16 protein-coding genes are annotated in these 21,987 nt (G+C 61.0%); 10 read left to right on the top strand and 6 right to left on the bottom strand.

Translation table 11 applies throughout. The annotated features are described in order from the left end of the window. Nucleotides 1-325: 325 nt before the first annotated feature. The 7 genes from ACLIRY_RS04305 to ACLIRY_RS04275 all read left to right on the top strand — a co-directional run bounded on the left by ACLIRY_RS04305 (nt 326) and on the right by ACLIRY_RS04275 (nt 7,778). Nucleotides 326-649, top strand: coding sequence for an FtsB family cell division protein (locus ACLIRY_RS04305; protein ID WP_413204104.1), 324 nt, complete (start codon nt 326-328; stop codon nt 647-649). A 384-nt stretch (nt 650-1,033) separates the two neighbouring features. Beyond that, a complete protein-coding gene (gene pdhA, locus ACLIRY_RS04300; protein WP_413204103.1) occupies nt 1,034-2,035 on the top strand; it encodes a pyruvate dehydrogenase (acetyl-transferring) E1 component subunit alpha in 1,002 nt (333 codons plus the stop codon). 32 nt (nt 2,036-2,067) lie between these two features. Next, nucleotides 2,068-3,468, top strand: coding sequence for a pyruvate dehydrogenase complex E1 component subunit beta (locus ACLIRY_RS04295; protein ID WP_413204102.1), 1,401 nt, complete (start codon nt 2,068-2,070; stop codon nt 3,466-3,468). A gap of 24 nt (nt 3,469-3,492) precedes the next feature. Next, complete coding sequence (locus ACLIRY_RS04290; RefSeq protein WP_413204101.1) at nt 3,493-4,809, top strand: pyruvate dehydrogenase complex dihydrolipoamide acetyltransferase; 1,317 nt, start codon at nt 3,493-3,495, stop codon at nt 4,807-4,809. Nucleotides 4,810-4,903: 94 nt separating this feature from the next. Beyond that, on the top strand, nt 4,904-6,298 hold the full coding sequence (gene lpdA, locus ACLIRY_RS04285) for a dihydrolipoyl dehydrogenase (RefSeq protein ID WP_413204100.1): 1,395 nt from the start codon (nt 4,904-4,906) through the stop codon (nt 6,296-6,298). An 83-nt stretch (nt 6,299-6,381) separates the two neighbouring features. After that, nucleotides 6,382-7,329: a lipoyl synthase gene (lipA, locus tag ACLIRY_RS04280; RefSeq protein WP_413204193.1), complete on the top strand. Its 948-nt coding sequence runs from the start codon at nt 6,382-6,384 to the stop codon at nt 7,327-7,329. Between the two features lie 8 nt (nt 7,330-7,337). Next, nucleotides 7,338-7,778, top strand: coding sequence for a type II toxin-antitoxin system RatA family toxin (locus ACLIRY_RS04275; RefSeq protein WP_413204099.1), 441 nt, complete (start codon nt 7,338-7,340; stop codon nt 7,776-7,778). 88 nt (nt 7,779-7,866) lie between these two features. Here ACLIRY_RS04275 and ACLIRY_RS04270 read toward each other — a convergent pair whose 3' ends face one another. Beyond that, nucleotides 7,867-9,687, bottom strand: coding sequence for a carboxylesterase family protein (locus ACLIRY_RS04270; RefSeq protein ID WP_413204098.1), 1,821 nt, complete (start codon nt 9,685-9,687; stop codon nt 7,867-7,869). A 441-nt stretch (nt 9,688-10,128) separates the two neighbouring features. On the opposite strand from ACLIRY_RS04270, the gene ACLIRY_RS04265 reads away from it, so the two are divergent. After that, nucleotides 10,129-12,150 (top strand): sulfatase-like hydrolase/transferase, encoded by a 2,022-nt coding sequence (locus ACLIRY_RS04265; protein ID WP_413204097.1) that lies wholly within the window; start codon nt 10,129-10,131, stop codon nt 12,148-12,150. 217 nt (nt 12,151-12,367) lie between these two features. On the opposite strand, the gene ACLIRY_RS04260 is transcribed toward ACLIRY_RS04265, so the two are convergent. The 5 genes from ACLIRY_RS04260 to ACLIRY_RS04240 all read right to left on the bottom strand — a co-directional run bounded on the left by ACLIRY_RS04260 (nt 12,368) and on the right by ACLIRY_RS04240 (nt 19,737). Beyond that, nucleotides 12,368-14,203, bottom strand: a complete 1,836-nt coding sequence (locus ACLIRY_RS04260; protein ID WP_413204096.1) for a methanol/ethanol family PQQ-dependent dehydrogenase — start codon at nt 14,201-14,203, stop codon at nt 12,368-12,370. A gap of 131 nt (nt 14,204-14,334) precedes the next feature. Continuing rightward, complete coding sequence (locus ACLIRY_RS04255) at nt 14,335-15,795, bottom strand: ATP-binding protein (protein ID WP_413204095.1); 1,461 nt, start codon at nt 15,793-15,795, stop codon at nt 14,335-14,337. Between the two features lie 114 nt (nt 15,796-15,909). Beyond that, nucleotides 15,910-16,971, bottom strand: coding sequence for an ABC transporter ATP-binding protein (locus tag ACLIRY_RS04250; protein ID WP_413204094.1), 1,062 nt, complete (start codon nt 16,969-16,971; stop codon nt 15,910-15,912). Beyond that, on the bottom strand, nt 16,959-18,740 hold the full coding sequence (locus ACLIRY_RS04245) for an ABC transporter permease (protein ID WP_413204093.1): 1,782 nt from the start codon (nt 18,738-18,740) through the stop codon (nt 16,959-16,961). The genes ACLIRY_RS04250 and ACLIRY_RS04245 overlap by 13 nt, the downstream gene beginning before the upstream one ends. After that, complete coding sequence (locus tag ACLIRY_RS04240) at nt 18,730-19,737, bottom strand: ABC transporter substrate-binding protein (protein ID WP_413204092.1); 1,008 nt, start codon at nt 19,735-19,737, stop codon at nt 18,730-18,732. Before ACLIRY_RS04240 ends, ACLIRY_RS04245 begins: the two co-directional genes overlap by 11 nt. Before the next feature lie 251 nt (nt 19,738-19,988). On the opposite strand from ACLIRY_RS04240, the gene ACLIRY_RS04235 reads away from it, so the two are divergent. Then, entirely contained in the window at nt 19,989-20,849 is an 861-nt protein-coding gene (locus tag ACLIRY_RS04235) for a MurR/RpiR family transcriptional regulator (protein ID WP_413204091.1), read from the top strand. Between the two features lie 10 nt (nt 20,850-20,859). Then, nucleotides 20,860-21,966, top strand: coding sequence for an MBL fold metallo-hydrolase (locus ACLIRY_RS04230; protein WP_413204090.1), 1,107 nt, complete (start codon nt 20,860-20,862; stop codon nt 21,964-21,966). Nucleotides 21,967-21,987: the final 21 nt, after the last annotated feature.

Genomic DNA, 21,987 nt, shown 5'->3' with positions numbered 1-21,987 from the left:
CACCAGCTTGCTTTGTCGGCGGGACTGTGACAGATCCTCCCGCCCGTCGCCACCAGATCGCGTCGGGTTTTCCGTCGAGCCGTCCGGGCGCGGGATTATGTCCTTTTTTTCGACCGGCGAAAGGTGTGGGGAAGGGGAGGGCGGTGCAGCCTTTTCCTTGTTCCGGGATAGTCCCTTGTCGGGAACCAAAAAGCTTTATCTATCCTTAAGTATTTCATGACAAACTACCTAAAGTCATCTTTGCATCGCATTGTAAATAAAAACAGAATCCGGGTTTGTCTCTCCTGTTGACCGGCCCTTTCCAGCATGATCCCATGGACAAATGATGTCTCACGGTTTCCATAAAACACGGATGCGCGGCTTCCTCGGCTCCCTCATCGGGTTGCTGGCGGCGGGGTATTTTGGGTACCATGCCGTGCAGGGGTCCCGTGGGGTCCTCTCCCTCGCGCAGCTCAATGCGGAAATCGCCGAGGCCAAGCATATTCTCGCCCTGCGCAAGGCGGAGCAAGAGGAGCTGCAGGCCCGGGTCGATCGCCTGTCTCCGGACAGCCTGGATCCGGATCTGCTCGATGAACGCGCCCGCAAGATGCTCAACCGCATCCGGCCCGACGAGCTGGTGATTCTGCTACCTCAAATGGACGGGAAATAGGCGGGGGTACCTGGGGCCGTGCAGGCTCGTGGAGTGTTACCCACCCCACCCCCTTTCGATTTATCCGTAATGCGGAAAGCCGGTGGCCGAATTACCCGGGCCAAATGCAAAAGTCTTTTGCGCGCATGCGGAGCGACCCTGTTCGATTTGCCGTCAATAGGCGCGAAATCCCCGTGAAATCATACAATTAACCTTGTATTAGTTAATACAGAATTGTGCATTGCAATACAAATACTTACCGAAAGAATTGCTTCCTCCCCTGGCGAGTGGCGCGATAAGGTTTACATGGATGAAGGGCGGGCTCGGGCCGATGACCGCTCTTCATCGCGCATCATCTTCATCCCCGATCAACGGGGTTCCGCGAGAGACCTATTGGGAGGAAACATGGCAGCCACTCGACGTAAGGCGAAAAGCGCCGCAGCGCCGACCGCCGATGACCTGAAAGCCTATTACCGCGACATGCTTTTGATTCGCCGCTTCGAGGAGAAGGCGGGTCAGTTGTATGGCATGGGCCTGATTGGGGGGTTCTGTCACCTCTACATCGGGCAGGAAGCGGTGGTTGTGGGGCTACAGGCCCTGGCCAAACCGGGCGATAGCGTGATCACCAGCTACCGGGACCACGGGCATATGCTCGCCACGGGCATGGACCCCAAGGGCGTGATGGCCGAATTGACCGGTCGCCGGGATGGATACTCCCGGGGTAAGGGTGGGTCCATGCATATGTTCAGCAAGGAAAAGGGTTTTTACGGCGGTCACGGCATTGTCGGTGCCCAGGTTCCGTTGGGAACAGGACTGGGATTTGCCCATAAGTACCGCGAGGACGATGGCGTTTGCTTCGTCTACCTGGGGGATGGTGCGATCAACCAGGGTCAGGTCTACGAGAGCTTCAACATGGCCTCGCTGTGGAAGCTGCCCGTCGTTTATGTGATCGAGAACAACAAGTACGGTATGGGAACCTCGGTGGAGCGCGCCAGTGCCACCAAGGAGTTGTACAAGCGTGGTGAATCCTTTGGTATCGCGGGATTGGCGATCAACGGCATGGATGTTATCGCCGTCAAAACCGACGCCGAGGAAGCCGTGGACAAGGCCCGCTGCGGCGAGGGTCCTGCGGTTCTGGAACTGAAAACCTATCGCTACCGCGGTCACTCCATGTCCGACCCGGCCAAATACCGGTCGAAGGAAGAAGTGAGCAAGATGCGTTCGGAAAGCGATCCCATCGACCATCTGCGCCAAAAGCTGATCGCCGACGGGATCCTGGACGAGGCCGCCTTGAAGGAGATCGACAAGGAGATCAAGGCCACCGTCACCGAAGCGGCGGAGTACGCCCAGAACAGCCCCGAGCCGGAACCGGCCGAGCTGTACACCGACGTCCTTCTCGACGCGTAAGCGCACTTCGACTTTTCCGGAGCAAAAGACTCATGCCCGTACAGATTTTGATGCCTGCCCTTTCCCCCACCATGACCGAGGGAAAGCTGGCCCGTTGGCTGAAGGCCGAGGGCGACACCATCGCCGCTGGCGATGTGATTTGCGAGATTGAAACCGATAAGGCCACCATGGAATTCGAGGCCGTCGACGAAGGGACCCTCGGCAAGATCGTGGTCCCCGAAGGCACCGAGAACGTGGCCGTGAACAGCCTGATTGGTGTCCTGCTGGAGGAGGGGGAAGACGCCTCCGCCATGGACGGTATGGATGCGGCGGCTGGCCCCTCCCAGGACGTCACCGCCACGGCACCGGCCAAGCCAGCCGAACCGGCCCGGGCCGCTGCCGCCTCGGATAGCCCCCTGCAAGCCGGGACTGATGCCGAAGCGGGCCAGCAGGAGGAGAAGCAGTACGACTCCTTCACCAAGCTGTCGGTTCGCGAAGCTCTGCGCGATGCCATGGCCGAGGAAATGCGCGCCAACGGCGACGTCTTCTTGCTGGGCGAGGAAGTGGCCCAATATCAGGGGGCTTACAAGGTTTCCCAGGGGCTGCTCGACGAGTTCGGAGAGAAGCGGGTGATTGATACTCCGATCACCGAGATGGGCTTTACCGGTCTGGCCACCGGCGCCGCGTTCTCCGGTCTGCGCCCCATCGTGGAGTTCATGACCTTCAACTTCGCCATGCAGGCCATCGACCATATTCTCAATTCTGCGGCCAAGACACTGTACATGTCCGGCGGTCAGATGGGCTGCCCCATCGTCTTCCGGGGAGCCAACGGTGCGGCCTCGCGCGTCGCCGCCCAGCATAGCCAGTGCTACGCGTCCTGGTACGCCCATTGCCCGGGCCTGAAGGTGGTCTCCCCCTGGTCTGCGGCGGATGCCAAAGGCCTGTTGAAGGCCTCCATCCGAGATCCCAACCCGGTGGTCTTCCTCGAAAACGAGATGCTCTATGGGCAGACCTTCGATGTGCCCGATGATCCGGACTTCATCCTGCCCATCGGCAAGGCCAAGATCGAGCGGGCCGGATCGGACGTGACCATCGTCGCCTTCTCCCGCATGGTCGCCGTCGCCCTGGAGGCTGCGGCTGCCCTGGCCGAACAGGGGATCGAGGCCGAGGTCATCAACCTGCGCACCATCCGTCCCCTGGATACGGCGACGATCATTCGCTCTGTCCAGAAGACCAACCGCTGTGTGTCGGTCGAGGAGGGCTGGCCCTTCGCGGGTATCGGGTCGGAAATCGGCATGACCATCATGGAGCAGGCCTTCGACTGGCTGGACGCGCCAGTGGTTCGGGTCTGTGGCGTGGATGTTCCCATGCCCTATGCCGCCAACCTGGAAAAGCTGGCCCTGCCCACGCCGGAAGGGGTCGTCGAAGCCGCCAAAGGCGTCTGCTACAAATAATCCGGGGAAAAGGGAACGCATCCAATGCCCGTTGAAATTCTTATGCCTGCCCTCTCCCCGACCATGGAGGAGGGCACCCTCGCCAAATGGCTCAAGGCCGAGGGCGATGCCATCGCCGCCGGGGATGTCATCTGCGAAATCGAAACCGACAAGGCCACCATGGAGTTCGAGGCCGTTGACGAGGGGGTCCTCGGCAAGATTATCGTCCCCGATGGGACCGCTGGCGTGAAGGTCAATCAGTTGATCGGTATCGTTCTGGAGGAAGGGGAAGACGCTTCTGCCTTGGACGGATTCCAGGCAGGCGGTGGGGCTGCGGCCCCCAAGGCCGAGGCCGCTTCGGCGCCTGCGGCCGAGTCTTCCCCTGCTCCGTCGGCTGGGGCTCCGGCGCCCGCTGCCGCTCCCGCCAAGTCGGCGGGCGAGCGGATCTTCGCCAGCCCCCTGGCCCGCCGCATGGCAGGGCAGGAAGGCCTGGACCTGAAGGCCGTCACAGGCACCGGCCCCAAGGGGCGGATCGTCAAGCATGACATCGAAGCGGCTCTGAAGGCCGGAACCGGCAAGGCTGCTCCGGCGGCGACTTCTGCTCCGGCCGCCGCAGCCGCTCCGGCCGCCGCGCCTGCTCCGGCCAAGCCCGTGGCCCTGCCGGACGCGCCCCATACCGCCGTGCCCAACTCCACCATGCGCAAGGTCATCGCCAAGCGTCTGACGGAATCCAAGCAGACCGTCCCTCATTTCTACTTGACCGTGGATGTGGAGCTGGATGCCCTGCTGGCCCTGCGTAAGGACCTGAATGCCCGGGCCGAGGGTTTGGGGCAGTCCTACAAGCTGTCGGTCAACGATCTGGTCATCAAGGCCGTGGCGCTTGCCCTGAAGCAGGTTCCTGCGGCCAACGCCGCCTGGACCGACGAGGCAATCATTCTGTGGGATGACGTGGATGTTTCCGTGGCGGTGGCCACCGAAGGCGGGTTGATCACTCCGATCATCCGCAAGGCCGACCAGAAGGGCCTGGCGACGATTTCTAACGAGATGAAGGAGCTGGCCAAGAAGGCCCGCGACGGCAAGCTGAAGCCCGAGGAGTTCCAGGGCGGGGGTTTCACCATCTCCAACCTCGGTATGTTTGGCATCCGCGATTTCGCGGCGATCATCAATCCGCCCCAGGGCTGTATCCTGGCAGTGGGGGCCGGGGAGCAGCGTCCGGTGGTGAAGGATGGTGCGCTGGCCGTGGCGACCGTCATGAGCTGTACCCTGTCCGTCGACCACCGGGTGGTGGACGGTGCCGTGGGTGCCCAGTTCATGGCTGCCTTCAAGAAGCTGATCCAGGATCCCATGGCGATGATGCTGTAAGGCGCCGCACCGGACCCGGCCCTCGCGCCGGGTCCGGTCGTGCTGCTTTCGTCATTCAAACAAACGCGCCAGTCAAAATCGGGGAAACGAATCCATGGCCGATAATTCCTTTGAAGTCGTCGTCGTCGGCGCCGGTCCGGGCGGCTATGTCGCCGCCATCCGCGCCGCTCAGTTGGGCCTGAAGGTCGCCGTCGTCGAGCGTGAGCATGTGGGCGGCATCTGCCTTAACTGGGGCTGCATTCCCACCAAGGCCCTGTTGCGCAGCGCCGAAGTGTTTCGCACGATCAAACACGCCAAGTCCTATGGCCTGAAGGTCTCCGGGGCGGAAGTGGACCTGGACGCCGTTGTCCAGCGCTCCCGGGGTGTGGCCAAGCAGTTGTCCGGCGGTGTGGGGCACCTGCTAAAGAAGAATAAGGTCACTCTTATCGATGGAGAGGCCAAACTGAATGGCTCCGGCAAGCTGGCTGTGACCAAGGATGGCAAAACGACGGATGTTACGGCCAAGAACATCATCCTGGCCACCGGCGCCCGTCCCCGGGTGCTGCCGGGCATGGAGCCGGATGGGAAGCTGATCTGGCATTATAAACACGCTCTGGTTCCCCAGGCAGTGCCCAAGAGCCTGTTGGTCGTGGGCTCCGGCGCCATTGGTATCGAGTTCGCCAGCTTCTTCAACGAATGCGGGACCGACGTCACCGTGGTCGAGGTTATGGACCGTGTCCTTCCGGTGGAAGACGCCGAAATCAGTGCCATGGCCCATAAGTCCTTCGAGAAGCAGGGCTTGAAGATCAAGGCCGGGACCAACGTCAAGGGGCTCAAGAAGAACGCCGATAGTGTGACCGTGACCCTGGAGAAGGGGGGCAAGACGGAAGAGGTTACCGTCGAGCGGGTGATCATGGCCGTCGGTATCGTTGGCAATGTGGAAAACCTGGGTCTCGAAGGGACCAAGGTGAAGGTCGACCGGACCCATATCGTCACCGACGAGATGTGTCGCACCGGTGAACCCGGGGTCTTTGCCATCGGCGATCTGACCGGTGCCCCCTGGCTTGCCCATAAGGCCAGCCACGAGGGCGTTATGGTGGCCGAGTTCATTGCAGGCAAGGCGGTTCATGCGATTGACACGAGCCGTATCCCGGGCTGCACCTACTGCAATCCCCAGGTGGCCAGCGTCGGTTTGACGGAAGCCAAGGCCAAGGAGCAGGGGTACAAGGTGAAGGTGGGGCGCTTCCCCTTCATCGGCAATGGCAAGGCGATTGCCTTGGGCGAGCCCGAGGGCATGATCAAGACCGTGTTCGACGAGAAGACCGGCGAGCTTCTGGGGGCCCATATGATTGGCGCGGAAGTGACCGAGCTGATCCAGGGCTATACGGTTGCCAAGACCCTGGAAACCACCGAGGAAGACCTGATGCATGTGGTCTTCCCCCATCCGACCCTGTCGGAGATGATGCACGAGTCGGTCCTTGACGCTTACGGTCGGGCGATCCATTTCTAATGTAGCATCCCAGAGACAGGCGGGATCCGGGGTTTCCTTCCGGATCCCGTCGAAGTATTAAGGGCACCATGAGCGATACATCGATGAGTGATAGGCCGATCATCCGCCATCCCGAGAAGGCGCGGAAGCCGGACAATCCGTCTCCGCGTAAACCCGATTGGATCCGTGTGAAGGCCCCGGTCTCTAGCGAGGCCGCCGAGGTCCGCAAGCTCATGCGGTCCAAGAACCTGTTCACCGTCTGCGAAGAGGCCGCTTGCCCGAACATCGGAGAGTGCTGGAAACGCCGCCACGCGACCTTCATGATCCTGGGCGATATCTGCACCCGGGCCTGTGCCTTCTGTAACGTGCGCACGGGCAAGCCCGGAGCCGTTGACGCGGCCGAGCCCGATAACTTGGCCCTGTCCGTCGAACAGATGGAACTGAAGCATGTGGTGATCACCTCGGTTGACCGGGATGATCTGGCCGATGGAGGCGCCGAGCAGTTCTACCAGTGCATCACCAAGGTGCGTGCCCGTCGCCCCGAATGCTCTGTCGAAGTGCTGACTCCGGATTTTAGGGGCCGACCCGACAGCGCGCTGGCCCGCGTGGTTGAGGCCCGTCCCGACGTGTTCAACCATAATCTGGAGACCGTGCCGCGGCTTTATACCTCCATCCGGCCCGGTGCGCGTTATTTCCACTCCTTGCAGCTTTTGGCGCGGGTCAAGGAGCTTGATCCGACCCTGTTTACCAAGTCTGGCATTATGGTCGGCCTGGGCGAGACCAAGGACGAGGTTCTGCAGGTCATGGATGACATGCGCAGTGCGGGCGTGGATTTCATGACCATTGGCCAGTATTTGCAGCCAACCTTGAAGCATGTCGCCGTGGACCGTTTCGTAACGCCGGAGGAGTTCGAGGACTATGCCCGGATTGCCAAATCCAAGGGCTTCCTGATGGTGGCTTCGACGCCGCTGACCCGCTCCTCCCACCATGCGGATCGGGATTTCGAAGTCCTGCGGGAGGCGCGCCGCGCCGCCCATGCCGCAGCTGAGTAAGCGGAGCCATGCCCACACACGCCGAGAAGCGCGCGCTCCCCTATACCCCCGAGCAGATGTACGACTTGGTGGCCGATATTGAACGCTATCCCGAGTTCCTGCCCTGGTGTCTTGCCGCCCGAAATAAAAAACGGGAAGACAATGTCGTGTGGTCGGATCTGGTGATCGGATTCAAAATGGTGCGGGAGCGATTTACCTCCCGAGTGGAGTTCCAACCCAAGGAACGCATCAACGTCACCTATGCGGAGGGGCCCTTTAAGTATCTGAACAACCATTGGGTCTTCGAGCCCGATGGCAAGGGTGGGGTGATTGTCGACTTTTATGTGGATTTCGAGTTCAAGTCGGTTTTCCTGCAGAAGATCATGGGAGCCCTGTTCGGGGAGGCGGTGCGGCTGATGGTCTCCTCCTTCGAGAAGCGGGCGAAGCAGCTGTATGGGAAGCCGACATAGGACCCTTTGGTCCGTCCCCCCGTCGTGCCTGTTTTGGGCCGGTTCGTTTGTTACGAACCGGCCCATTGTTTTTCTCGGGGGCCCAGGGCTATTGCCCGAAAGAAAATGCCCGGGAGGCCTTTAAGACCGGCGGGGTTTTGGCCCATTGCGAGCAATAGGATTCTTTGTATAAGGGGTCAGATGCACCTGCGGTAACAGCACCGTTCGGGCCAAAGGCCATCATGGCTTCGGATTGCGTGGTGCTCCAGGCGGGCCAAGTCGGTGAGCCGCTACCGGATAACGGGGGGGCCGAGGGGGTTTTGGCGAAATTGGCCCAAGCGGTGTTCATGGTTTTAGCCAAAGTCTCCACCTCGGTCGAGACGGGCCCATCGAAATTGTTGAAGACGAAGGGCAATTCGGCCTCGTGACAGGGGGCGGTGGCACCTTGCGCCGGGTCGCATGCCGGGGTATTGGGTTGCGTTGCCATCGGGATGTTCTGCTCAAGCACATAGGCCCAGGCGGGGACTGTCGCCGTCGCCGAGGCGCCATTCATATTCGGGCAGAGGAAGCTCGAGGCGGTGATGGCATTGGCCATGGCGGAATAGGATCCGTCCAGGTTGGTGAAGGTCTGGACGGTAGCCGGGCTGAAGGGGGGCTGCTCGTTCTTGTCCGTGAAACCGTCAATTTCATTGGCGTTCTCGAACAAGTTCCCCATCAGGCACCAGTATCCATTGCGCTCCGGATAGGCTACCGTCTTATGAAAACCGGAACAATTCAGGCCAAATTTCGTGTAAGACGCAGTGCCCAGAAACCCGAGAACATTGGTGGGCGTGCTGAATAAACCTGCGAAAAGGACGCCTTCATCACGGTTGAAACCGAACAGCATGGGTTTTTTCCCGGAGCCGGAGGTGAAGCCGGTCAAGGGCTGGTCGGTTACATAATCCTTATCCACCGCAGGGGTGAAGGGCAAGGCGCCGGACAAACCCAAACCCGCCAGACGGTTTAGGGATGAAATGGAGCCTGAGTAGCTTTCTTGCGCCTCCATGATGGTTGACCACTCCGGCGCTACGGTCGGCCAAGAGGAGGAGGTGGATTTGCAGTTCCCGTCCAGACAGCCCGCGAATTGCTTAGTCATGTCCGGTAAATTCGTTTCGTCGGGGTAGATGTATCCCAGCGGATTGCTTTCCATGATCGCAGCCTGGAAGAGGGTGTCGCTGGCGGTCATGGAATAGACATGAAAGCCGACGGACATGGCTCCTGCACTTTCTCCAAAGATGGTCACACGGCTGGGATCGCCCCCAAAGGCCGAGATGTTCTGCTGGACCCACTGCAGGGCCGCGACCTGATCCTTCAGGCCCAAGTTCCGCTGATCAGCATTGGGAGATGGCGGGAAGCCCAGGGCGCCCAAGCGATAATTCAAGGTGACGAGAACCACATCCTGATCCGCCGCGAAATGGGTGCCGTCGTAGGTGGGATCCGACCCCGAACCGAATACGAAAGCACCGCCATGGATGAAAACCATGACCGGTTTGGTGGGGGCGGGGGCTGGAGTGGGAGGGCTTTGGGTCCAAACGTTCAGGAACAGGCAATCGGGGTTGCCCACCAAAATCTGTTCTGCTTTTGTTTTTTTAAGGCCAAGGTCTGCCTTTTTGAACTGGGGACAAATGTCGCCGTCGTCCGTCGCTGGGGTTTGGTTCGCATATTCGGTGACGAGGGTGGGCGCTTGCCAAGTGTCTGCTGTGGCGTAGCGAATTCCCTTGTAGGCGTAGACGCCAGCCGACTCGTCATGGGTGCCACAGAGGCTTCCTTTGCCCAGGGCGAGACATTGGTCGGTTGCGGTTTGGAAAGAGGTCAGTGGGCCTCCCTTTCCGCAGGCTCCTAAAAGGGCCAAAGGTACGATCAGACTTCCTAACCAAGGACCGATTTTCACGAGAAACCTCCCTTTGGGTTGAGGTGAAAACTAAAGACTGATAAATGTCAAAAAAGCACTAAATAAGAGATAAATCAAATTAGGTTGGCTTAAAAGTTAATTTCTCTCTCTAAGGGTTCTCTTGGATTGATGGGCGCTGGATGGACTGGGCTTCGGTTTCGTCTCTGGCCGCGAGCCAAAGGACCGGTTTTTTTCCCGGCTTTGGCTTTGGCTTCGGCTTCGGGTCATAGGGACATCCCGTGGACTCTGTCCTCTCAAAATGGGTGTTTCAGACATTCAAGGTTGTGAAGTGTGTCTAGAAAAATTTGATTGTGTTTCCAAGTAATGTCTAGTTTGACTGGTGTTCTGAATCGTGCACTCTTAATGGATGGTGCAGTTATTCATCGCATTCTCTTTGATTGTAGGAGAGAAGGTAAGACGATGTAGGGAGTGAGGCGCGGAATGGTGGACGAGATAACTGGGGCTAAGCGGCCAAATATTTTATTGATTACCTGCGACCAATACCGGTTTCCCCGGTTTTCTTATGGGGCGCAGGGGGGGCTGGATGATCCCTTGAAGATGATCCTGGGCTTTCAGGGGGATGATACAGATGTTGATCCCGCCTCCAATTTCTATGCCCAGTTCTTTCCTGGTTTTTTGAAATTGCGCAAAAATGCTGCGGTGCTGCGCAATCACACCATCGCGACCAGCGCCTGTATTCCCAGCCGTGCGGCGATCTACACCGGGCAGTATGGCACTCGAACCGGGGTGACCCAAACCGACGGTCTGTTCAAGAGCGGGGATAGCTGGAACTTCCCCTGGCTTCCGGCCGATGGCATTCCCACCCTGGGGTCCTGGATGCGCGAAGCGGGCTACACCACCCATTACTTCGGCAAATGGCATGTGAGCAATCCGCCGGAGCACTCCTTGGAGCGATACGGTTTCGATGATTGGGAGTCCTCCTATCCTGAACCCCATGGGGCTTCGCCCAATAATCTGGGAATTTACCGGGACGTGGGCTTCACGGATTCTGCTTGTGCTTTTCTGCGCCGGAAATCCTTGGGGCTGGACTATAACCGGGCCGCTGCTGTGGTGTCGGAAGAGGATCCCACGGCCCCCGCGCCCGATCCCGCCGAGGAAAAACCCTGGTTCGCCGTGGCGTCGTTCACCAATCCCCATGACATTGCCACCTATCCGGGGGTGATTGCCCAGGCCCTGCCGCTTCCGGGCAGCGACAGTACCGGCGCTGAGGGGAGCGGGATCGGGACTCAGCCCATTATGGGACCTCTGACTGTGCCCAACGAGGGCCAGCGCACCCCCTCTCCCACGGGGGGAACGCTGGCCATTCCCCTCAACCCCGATGGCTTTCCCCAGAACTGCGGGGATGTGCCCCCCACTTGGAATGAGGACCTGAGCAGCAAGCCGGATTGTCAGTTCGACTACTCCTATAAGGTAGCCCTGGGGTTGGCGGCCAAGCAGGGATTGAGCATGGCGCAAAAATTAATGCCGGAGGCTGATCCCGAGGCCATCACAGAATTGGCCATCAAGCTGGCACTGGAGAACTGTATTCCCTTCCAGCTTCAGGAGGATGAGAACAAAGAGCAGGGAGTTCGTCAGTTCGTTCAACTCTATGGATGGCTCCATTCCGTGCTCGACCGCCATGTGAACGCTGTCTTGACGACCCTTGAGGAGACCGGGCTGGATGAAAACACCATCGTGATTTTCCTGGCCGACCACGGGGAATACGGTGGCGCCCATGGGATGATGATTGAGAAGTGGCATACGGCCTATCAGGAATCCCTGCATGTCCCCGTGGTGGTCAATGCCCGTCCCCTGATGGCGGACGAGACGGGGACGCCATCGGCCGAGACGGATGTGCCCCGGCAGATTGATGCGCTCACCAGTCACATCGATATCTTGCCGACGGTGCTCGGTCTGGCCGGTGTTGGGCCGGAGGAACGGAGTAAAATCTCCCAAACGCTGGCGCGCCATCGCCCCGTACCGCCCCTGCCGGGGATCGACTTGGCGCCCTTGATCCGGGGGCAATGGGCGCCAGACACAGTCTTCCACCCCGATGGGGGAGAGCGGCAAGGCGTGCTGTTCATCACCGATGACGAGATCTGCGCTCCCCTGCCGACGACCCGGGATCCCCACAACCTGCATTCGGACGTGGAATACGCAGCCTTCGCCGCGACGGTTGAGGCGGTTCGGAAGCAGGGTGTGCCCCTGGCGCCGGGTGCGGTGGTCCAGCCTTGCCACCTGCGCTGTGTGCGGACCCATCAGTACAAGTTGACCCGTTACTTCGACCCCTCGGGTGCGGCGGCGGATCAGTGGGAGATGTATGACCTGAAGGCTGATCCCAACGAGACGGAAAACCTGGTTCGCGTTACCCTCAATCCGCCTGAGGCCGTCAACCCGACCTTGCAACAGACGGTGGACCAATTGGTGACCTTGTTGGGCGAGTTGGAAGAACGCGAGCTGTAGGGCGTTCCCGTTACGGGGCTTTGCCCCGTCCCCCACTGGGGCCGAAAGGCCCCAGACCCCGGAGGTTTATTGGCCGAAAGGCCCCAGATCCCGTGGCTTTATTTGTAAAAGAAAAAAGGGGGCTTGGGGGCATTTGCCCCCAAATGGGTTTGGGCAATCGCCCAAAAAACACGAGACACTGTCGTGTACCGTGGAATCACATGTCGCGCGACATGCTCTAATTCGGTAAGGCGAAGACGGTCACTTGTCCGCCAAGGGCGGTGTATTGGCTGAGGGCAGCATACCCGCCAACGGCTCCGGCGCCATCATGGGGTTGCGTCAACCCCGCAGCGAGGCCGATTCCGGCCCAGCCTCCGACTCCGGACAGGACCGCCACATATTGGCGCCCATTCCATTCATAGGTCATGATATTGCCGACGATACCTGAAGGGGTTTTGAAGCGGTACAGTTCTTTCCCCGTTTCGGCGTCCACGGCCTTGATATACCCCTCAAGGGTTCCATAAAACACGACCCCGCCCGCCGTCGCCAAGGAGCCTGACCAGACGGAGAAGGTTTCCGGAATGCTCCAGCGGATGGTGCCGGTGGTATTGTCCCAGGCGATGAAATTCCCGGTCCCCCCGTGGCCCGGCGCCGGATACAGCGACAAGGTTGCGCCCACATAGGGGACGCCGACGGCGTATTTGACGTAGAACGGTTCGTAATCCATGCACAAATGGTTCGTCGGCACATAGAAAAGCTGCGTCTTGGGGCTGTAGCTCGCCGGTTGTTGATTCTTGCTTCCCAAAGAGGCAGGGCAGATGCCTTCCGTTGTCCAGTCTTCGCCGTTGGCCTCTGGCGAGAATTCTTCAACCACCTCCGGTCTCCCATAGGTTGGGCTCGCCGGGTCCATGTCGACACCCGTGGTCCAGTTCACGGTGGGGTCATATTTATCCGCCCGCAAAAGGGCGCCGGTGGTTCTGTCCAGGACATAGGCTAAGCCGTTGCGGTCGAAGTGCGTCAGAAGTTTCCGGGGGACCCCGTCGATGGTCTGCTCGGTCAGGATCATTTCATTGACCCCGTCATAGTCCCACTGGTCGTGGGGGGTCATTTGATAGACCCAGCGCGCCACGCCCGTGTCGATGTCCCGGGCAATGATGGACATTGCCCAACGGTTGTCCCCGGGCCGCTGATCCGGATTCCAGGTCGAGGGATTGCCGGTGCCGTAATAGACGAGGTTTTCCTCCAGGTCGGCGGAGTACCAGCCCCAGGTCGGTCCCCCACCGATCTTCCATTGGTCCCCTTCCCAACTCGACAGGCTGGAGTTTTCGCCGACGGGACGGCCCAACTGCGTGGTCTTTTTCGGGTCCATGAGCATGTCGGCATCCGGTCCCATGGAGTAGGCCCGCCAGAGCCGCTTGCCGGTCTCCAGATCATAGGCGGTCAGATAGCCCCTGACGCCATATTCACCGCCGGAAATGCCGACGATCACCTTGTCCTTCACCGGTAGAACGGTGGCGGTGCTGGTTGCGCCCAAGGTCGGTTCGCCGTTTTGGGTGCTCCAGATCTCGGTTCCGGTTTCGGCGTCCAGTGCCACGACGCGGGCTTCGGGAAGTTGCAGCAGGATCTTGCCCTGATCATAGGCAACACCTCGGTTCACCGTATCGCAACACATGACCTCGGCCACGGCTGGATCCTGGTGGGGGGCGTATTTCCATTTGATCCGACCGTTCTGGGACAAATCCAGGGCGTAAACGGTGGTCGGGAAGGGGGTGTGCACATACATGGTATCGCCGACCACCAAGGGCCCACCTTCATGCCCCCGCAAAACGCCGGTCGAGAAGGTCCAGGCCACGCGTAAGTCGCCGACGTTATTCCGGTTGATTTGGTCCAGCTTGGAATAGCGCCGATTGGCATAGTCCCCGGTCTGGATCGCCCATTGTGTTGGGTCGGTCAAAAGGTGCCCGAGTGGGGCTCCGGTGGTCTCCGCGATTGCCGGTGCGGCCGTCAGCGTCAGAGCCACGCTGAAACAAAACGCCAAAAGGGAGTTGGCCTCCGGGCTTCTGAAATACCGCATGTAATCCTCTCCGGAATTAACGTCCGTGGATGGTAGCACTGTGGACTATGTTCACCGGGAGGCATTTTTACCTGAATGCCCAGACCTCCACCACCGTTACGTCTCGCGCCTGGTTCCAAGGCGTTGTCCCATCATCCTCGCCGGAAGGCTAAGTGAGCTCCGGATCCCGCGTTTTGTTTTGTTGAATTCTTGCCCACCGCATAACATAACACGGCGACTGGCTGATGGCTGATGTGGACTCCGGACACCTCGGTTTCTTGAAACTGTGTTCGAGAGGACGCTCCTGCCTCAAATACAGGACTGGGGTTTCTCTGCGCGAAGGAAATCAAGCCCTTGAGATTATTGGGATTGTTAACGTAACGGTCGGACCACTTGAGTTCCATGGCCCAGTCCGGAGGGTGTTGCTCCCTCACATAGACGAGATCGACTTCCATATCGGTCCGCCCCTCCTTCCAGCGGGCGTAGTACAAATGCGGTAAGTCGGGAGAATGAAGCCATTGGCTGAAGTAAGCTGTTTCGACCAAGGTTCCCATGGCGGGATCATCGGCATCGACGGGAGCAAAGAGCGCGGCGCGCATTGATGGATTGGCGAGATAGACTTTGAAATTCACCATGCGTTTGAACTGTTGTCCCGCACTGTCGACCCGCTTCACTCGGATGATGAGGAAGGCCGCTTCTAGATACTCCATGTATCGGGTGATCGTCGGTTTGGCCACGCCTGAACTGGAGGCCAGCTTTTCCAGGCTGATTTCCTGTCCCGTGTGGTAGGCGATGGTCGTGAACAGACGGTTGAGTTCCTGAATATTCTGGATACCGTAGAGGCTGGGCAGGTCGCGCAACAGGACCTTGTCGATGATATCCCGACCCAGGAACCGCTGCGCATCGGCGCGAACAGCGGGAGAGACGACTGCTTCCGGATATCCCCCATAGTTCAGATAGTCGATGAAGGCGGAATTCAGCGCATTGATATCCTTGGTGCCGTATTTCCTTCCTTCGTCCGGCTCCTCAATGAGATCCTCTTCAAGGTCCGAAAAGTCGAGAAACTCGGCGAAGGTCAACGGAGGGAGAAAATAGTCGGTGAAACGCCCGGCTCCGGACTCATTGCTTTTCAGGCGCAAGGCCGCGGCGGCCGATCCGGAGGCGATGAAGCGGGTGTTCGGATATTGGTCCGTCAGGACTTTCAGATGGACTTCCCAATCCTTTAGATATTGAACTTCATCGAAGATCACCAAGCGTCGTCCGTCTGATTCCAGGTCGGATTGGTCCTCGAATAGGTCCACAAGCCGTTGCAGGGGGAGGCCGCTATACAGAGGGGTGTCGATGGATGCGAACAGGATCCCCTTTGGTGGAAATCCATCCGTCAAAGCCTCGTCGATCAGTTGATGGAGCATGACGGTCTTTCCGACCCGTCGCGGTCCCATCAAAATGATGGATCGGTGGATTTCCCAATTGAACGCAAGCGTCTTGAAGCCGTCGTAGTAGGCGCGCCGATGACGATATCTTGCCGATATCGATGTTCTGTCACGCGCGTCCCACCAGGGGTTGTCCCGCCTCAAGCTGCGAAGGACGTCCTTTTCCTCGATTTCAAGCATGGCAGACCCGTGAAAACTAAGAGAAGTTGACTTATCTTAGTTTGATAATTGGATAAATGTCAAATAATAACATTGACTTATGGTGTCTCGGATTGGGCCGTGCGAGGCTGCCCGTTACCCGAAAACCCAGCCGTCCACCACTTTTGCGCCAATCGCTCCACCCGGTTCCAAGGCGTGGTCCCAGGCGGTCCAGGCGCGCAGGGGTTCGTCGGGGAAGGCCTCGAGGATCAGATCGACCTCCCGCCGGTCCCCCTGGAAGCGGACGCCCGTTACGCGGGCGGGCAGGCTCTCCGTTCCGCTGTCTATCTGCAGATCCTCGGCTCGGAGGCAGAGTCGGCCTGGTCCGGTTGTGGCCCTTGTGGGATCCCGCCGCACGCGGATGGGTCGGCCCGCAAGGGTCGCCTGACAGGTTCCGCAAGGCGCCACCTCCCGCACCTCGACGGGCAGGACCGAGCCTCGGCCGATGAAGCGGGCCACGTCCTCGTCCGCCGGGCAGCGGTATAGCCCCGTTGGGGTGGCGATTTGCCGCAGCCTGCCGCCCATCATCACCGCCACCCGGTCGGCCAGGGTCAGGGCCTCCGCCTGGTCGTGGGTGACATGGATCATGGTGGCACCAGAGCGCTTGTGGAAATCCTGGAACTCGGCGCGCATGGATTCCCGCAAATGGGCATCCAGATTGGCCAAGGGCTCATCCAGCAGGACCAGCCGGGGATCCATGGCGAGGCACCGGGCCAGGGCGACGCGTTGGCGTTGGCCGCCGGAAAGCGCTGCGGGACGGCGCGCGCCCAGGCCCCCCAGGCCGACCATCTCCAGGGCCTCGGCGACCCGGGCCGTGAGGGCCGCGGGCGTCAGGCGGCGGACCTTCAGGGCAAAGGCCACGTTGTCCCAGACGCTCATATGGGGCCAGAGGGCATAGGACTGGAAGACCATGCCGATGCGTCGCTTCTCTGTGGGGACATGGTGGTGGGCCGAGGACAGGAGGTCTCCATCAACGCGAATTTCCCCGTCTGTCAGGGCCTCGAACCCGGCGATCAGGCGGAGCAGGGTGGTCTTGCCACAGCCCGAGGGACCGAGCAGGGCCAGGAATTCTCCGCTCTGGGCCGAGAGGGTGACACCGTCCAGGGCCAGGGTCTCGCCAAAGCGTTTGGTCGCCCGGTCGATTGTTACGCTTGCCATGGGAGAACTCCTTTGGGAAGGCGACGGGCTAAGAGCGACGCCGCACCCGCTGCGGCGAGGGTCGCCAGGACCGACAGCACCGAAGCTGCCGAGGCCGCCGTCGCCTCCCCCTCGTCATAGAGGTTGAAGATCATCACGCCGATAGTCTCATGTCCCGTGCTCCACAGCAGGGCCGAGACCGTCAGTTCATTATAGGCGCTCATGAAGATCAACAGCGAGCCCGCCGCCGCCGTGGGCGCCGCCATGGGCAGGATGATGCGCGTCAACCGGCGGAGAGGGCCGACGCCAGCGATGCGGCCCGCTTCCTCCAACGCCGGATCGATGTTGGCCATGCCCGCCACGGCAGGGCGCAGACCGAGCGCCAGGAAGCGCGCCAAATAGGCGAACAGGATGATCCAGGCCGTGCCGTATAAACTCACCCCCAGGCCCGGCAGGGGTGGCAGGAAGGTGAGAATGCAGGCAATGGACACAACAATACCGGGCAGGGCGAAGGGGATGTCGGCTAGCGTATCGAGGATCCGCGCGACGCGGGACTGGCGGATGACCACCGCGTAGGCCAGGGGGACCGCCACCAGGGGCGTCACCAGGGCCGCAGCCCCCGCCAACCAGGCGCTGTTCAGGAAGGAGCGGCGCACGGCTCCCGTTCCCAGGGCGGTGGCATAGTTGGTCAAACTGGCGTTGGAAAACGTCAAGGGCACCCCGAGGGCTGGGATCAAGGAGGCGCCGATTAAGGCGAACAGGGGGATGACGGAGATCACCATCAGCACCACCCAGACCAGGGCTTCGACGGCCAGCCGCCACCGGCCCAACTCATAGGGAGCGATCGTCGTTCCATCCGAGGCGATGGCCACCCGTCCCTTGCCCTTGGCAATGGCCTGGAGCAACAACCCAACGCCCGCCAGGGCCGCCAGGATCAGGGAGAGCGCGGCGACCTCGCCCAGGACGGAGGGCCCGAAGCCCGAAAGGCGTTGGTAGACCAGGGCGGTGAGCAGGGTGTAGCGCCCGGGAATGCCAAGCAGGGCCGGAATGCCGAAATTACCAATGGCCGCGACGAAGGCCAGCGCCGCCCCGGCCACCAGAGAGGGGCGGAGCAGGGGCAGAATGATATGCCAGAGGATGGTGAAAGGACCGGCGCCTGCGGCCCGGGCGGCCTCCACCAGATCGCCGGGCAGGGCGCGCAGTCCTGCGCGGACGGCCAGAAACACCATGGTCGAATGCTCGATGCCCATCAACAGGATGATCCCCTCCCGCGAATAGAGCCAATTGCGGGTGCCCGGTGGCGGCGCGAGGCCGAGGGGGCCGAGGATGGTGCTCGACGGGCCGGTTAACTCCAGCCAGGCCAGGGCGGAAATTTGGGCCGGAATCAGCATGGGGAGGAGGAGTAGGAAGACCAACAGGGTTTTGAGGCGTGGATTGGTCAGGGCGACCAGCAGGGCCATCGATCCTCCCAGGACCACGGATAGGGCCGTGGCTCCCAGTCCCGCAACGACGGTGCGCCGGGTCGCCGCCAGGGTCGCCGGATCCGAAAGGGCCGTCCAAAGGTCACCGCCCGTGCCCTCTGTGAACAGGCGCAGCAAGGGCAGGGCGCAGAGACCCACCACGTAGACCGCGATGACCGCGAGCAGGATCCGCTGACCGTCCAGAGCGCCGCCCGAGCGGCCAAAGGGCTGCCAGCCCGAGCGGCCAAAGGGCCGCCAGCCTAACGGAAAGCGGCCGGGCGTGTTTCCACTCCCGGCCGGACCGCGTGAAGGGGATCGGTTAGCCGCCATAGATTTCGGCGAACCGCTTTTTGGTGTCATCGGTGCTGTCCAACAGGGTTCTGGAATCCGCTTCGATGATCTTCAGGTCATCCATGGACGGATAGCCCGCAGGCGGGGTGACGCCCTTCATGATCGGGAAGTAAGCCTGCTTCACCGATTGCTCGGCGGCGTCCTTGGACAACTGGAAGTCGATGAAGGCTTGGGCGGCTTTCACGTTCTTGGCGGTCTTGAGGATGGCGACCGGCTGGTTGATGGCGGTCACGCCTTCCTTGGGGAAGACGAAGTCGACCGGCGACCCCTTGGCCTTTTGGTCGAAGGCCATGTATTCGATGATCACCCCATAGGCCTTCTCGCCCCGGGCCACGGCGTCACGCACGGAACCATTGCCCTTGCCGGCCACGGCACCATTCGCCGCCAACTTCTCGAAGTAGTCCCAACCGAATTGCGGATCGTTGACCATGGTGCCAACGTGGATGACGGCGGCGCCCGAGTAAAGCGGGCTTGGCATGATCACCTGGTCCTTGGCTTCCGGTGCCAGCAGATCCATCCAGGACTCTGGCTTGGGAACGCCCGCAGCGGTGTTGTAGATGATGCCGGTGGTGATCAGCTTGGTGCCGAAAAAATACTTTTCAGCGTCGTATTGCCCTTCGGGTAGCAGGGAGACGTCGGCGCCCTTATAGGGCTGGAGCAGCCCCTGGTTCTTCAGGGCGGTCATCGCCACGCTGTCGGCGATCAGCAGAACGTCCGCCTGGGGGGCACCGGCGGCCACCTCGGCCTGGAGCTTGTTCAGCACCTCTGTGGTGCCACTGCGGAACATCTCCACTTCGATCTCGGGGTGCTTCTCCTTGAACAGGGCCAGCACGTCCTCCATCTGCCCGGAGGGCTGGGAGGTGTAGAGGACCAGCTTGTCCTCCTCTGCGGCCTGGGCGGCCGATGTCAGGGCAGCGGGTGTCAGGGCGGTCAACGCCAGGGCGGTGACCGCAGCGCGAAAGGCATTCCATCGCATGGGTTGGCTTCTCCCGTGATCCAAAAGCGACTGGTGAAATCGAAATTTCCAGAGGTCGATTCGCTCCGGAAGGTTGGAGGGACCCTAGATTTGTCCGGAAAATCTTGCAACGGATCTTGCAAAAATTCATAGAACTGCAACCAAGCTTTAAACTAGTATTGTATAATAAAAACGCGCTTTGGCGGAGGGAACCCAAAGGGATCATACCACTCGATGCTCTAACCATATGATTCCAGATCAAAGCGCAATCCATGGAACAGGAAGACCAGATGTCCCTGCAACGTATCGTCCAGGAGCATAAGGGCCGTTTGACGCCCACGGATCGGCGTTTGCTCGATGCCTTGCTGGCCAATCCGACGGAGGCCGCCCTGTCTTCGGCAACGGAGCTGGCCACGCGGACAGGGGTCCACGCAGCCTCTTTGGTGCGCTTGGCGAAGAAGCTGGGGTTCGAGGGATATCCGGATTTGAGGGCCTCCCTGCGGGAGGATCTGATGCTGGGCGACCCCCCCCGTACCCTGGTGGAACGGCGCATCGGCTCGGTCACCTCCGATGGGATCCTGGCATCGGTGGTGGAGCGGGAGCGGGCGATGCTGCAGGGGCTGCTCGACCATGTGAATCAGGAGGATATAGCCCGGGCAGCGGAACTTCTGGCCTCTGCCCGAAGGATTGCGGTCTTTGCGGAGGGGTCATCGGTCTTGCTGCGGGATTTTATGGTGGAGCGGCTACGCCGGGCCGGGCGAATTGTCCTGCCAGTGGATGCGCAACCCCGCCAGGCTGCGGCGGTTCTGACCACCTTGGGCGGCGGCGATACGTTGCTTGTTTTCGCCTCTCGTATGCTGCCGCGCATGTTGCCCCGGATTCTGACGGAAGCGGGGCAGGCGGGTGTCAGGGCAGTGGCGGTGACGGACATGGTGGGGCCTCTGCTGCGGCCTCTGCCTGACGTGCTGCTGGCGGCACCCCGGGGGACGCCGGGGGAATCCCAATCGATGACCATACCGATGGCACTTTGTAATGCTTTGCTGCTGACCCTGCCCACGGTGGACCGGGGGGAATCCCTTCAGGGGCTGGCTCGCTATGGTTCTCTTCGCGACGCCCTGGAAGAGGGACAATGAGATAATGGTGATGCCGATGACTCAAGAGTCCGACCCGCCGGTTCTGACGGCCGTTTGCGGTGTGGGCCGCAAATATCCGGCCTGCTTTCTGGTTCAATTGGCCGGGCGGAGGTTTCTTCTGGATCTCGGAGCCGGGGCGGGGACGGCACCCGCCCGGCCCGATTTATCGAGACTGGATGGTCCGGTGGATGCGGTGCTGCTCAGCCACCAGCATACGGATCACCTGGGTGGTCTGGATCTGCTGGACAGGCTCGGCAGGCCGCCTGTCTTTGCCACCGAGCCGATTGCGGCGGTGGTGGCAGAGCGGTTCGGTGTGTCCTGCCACCCGCTATCCTTGGCCGGTCAGATGGACCTGCTGGGGGTTTTGGTGACGACCGGCCGCGCCGGCCATGCGCCGGGTGGGGTCTGGATCCATTTGAGCGATGGGGAGAGGACCGTTCTCTACATGGGAGACCATGTGAGCCATTCGGCCCTTTACCCCTGGGACACACCGCCGGAGGCAGAGCGCGTGATCGTCGATGCCTCCTACGGCGTGGAGAGCGTGCCCCAGGGGACGCGGGTTCAGGCCTTGATGAATGTGCTTGCCCGGCAGCCCGTGCTTCTACCGGTGCCAGTTGCCGGTCGCGGATTGGAGATCGCCCTGGAGATGATGGCGCGGGGGTTGCCTTTGCCCGCCCTCGGTCCGGATTTGCGGGCTATGGCCCATCGCCTCGCGGCCGGAGAGGAAGCCCTTGGCGCAGGCGTTATCCGGCCCGAAGCCGCGTCGACCTTGGCCCGCTTGGCCCGGGAGGCTCCGGAGGTGGATCAGCCGGACCGGGTGACTCTGGTTGCGGGTGCCACATTGGAAACCTCCCTCTCCTTGAAACTGGCGGCCCGGTGGACGGGATGTGGGGCGCCGGTGATCTTCACCGGGCATATCCCCAGCCATACGGCCGCACTGGCCCTGGTGGAAGCGGAGCGCGCGGCCTGGATGCGTTGGAACGTCCATCCGACCCTGCCCGAAAACGTTGCCTTGATCCGTGCCGTAAAGGCCAAGACCGCCTTGCCCGCTTTCTGTGATCCGGAGCACTGGAGTCTGTTCCAGGCGGCCCTGCGGGAGATCCGGGTGGGAGAATGAGTGTCGGCAGTGCAGGCGAAG

The organism is Rhodospirillum sp. A1_3_36 (assembly GCF_047263945.1).
GTDB lineage: Bacteria > Pseudomonadota > Alphaproteobacteria > Rhodospirillales > Rhodospirillaceae > Rhodospirillum.
This window is presented reverse-complemented; position numbering and strand designations above follow the sequence as displayed.